The organism is Ruminococcus sp. AM43-6 (genome assembly GCF_003461785.1).
In the GTDB taxonomy this organism is placed as follows: domain Bacteria; phylum Bacillota; class Clostridia; order Oscillospirales; family Ruminococcaceae; genus Hominimerdicola; species Hominimerdicola aceti.
The window spans coordinates 297-555 of sequence record NZ_QTXU01000084.1; the positions used below are offsets into that span (position 1 = coordinate 297).

The following is a 259-nucleotide window of genomic DNA, read 5'->3' on the forward strand; positions in this document are numbered from 1 at the left end:
TAGAGCCTTCCATCCTTTGCCTTCACCTCGCTTATGTCGGTCACAGCTTTTTTCAAAGGCCTGTCTGCGTAAAAATCACGTCTGAGAAGATCATCCGATTTTCGAGCAAGCCGATCCGCTTTGGTTATCCCGTTTGGCTTTCTGCGAGGCTTGTGTATCAATCCTATCTGCACCATGACCTTGCGTACAGTAGCTTCACATGGAATGTCAATGTCAGTTTTCCCGGCATCCTTTCTCTGCTGCAATGCAAGATACATAC

Annotated in this window: 1 pseudogene; it reads right to left on the reverse strand. The window is 47.1% G+C overall.

The features are described 5' to 3' along the window. A pseudogene (locus tag DW938_RS15220) lies at positions 1-259 on the reverse strand (IS3 family transposase); the annotation flags it as partial.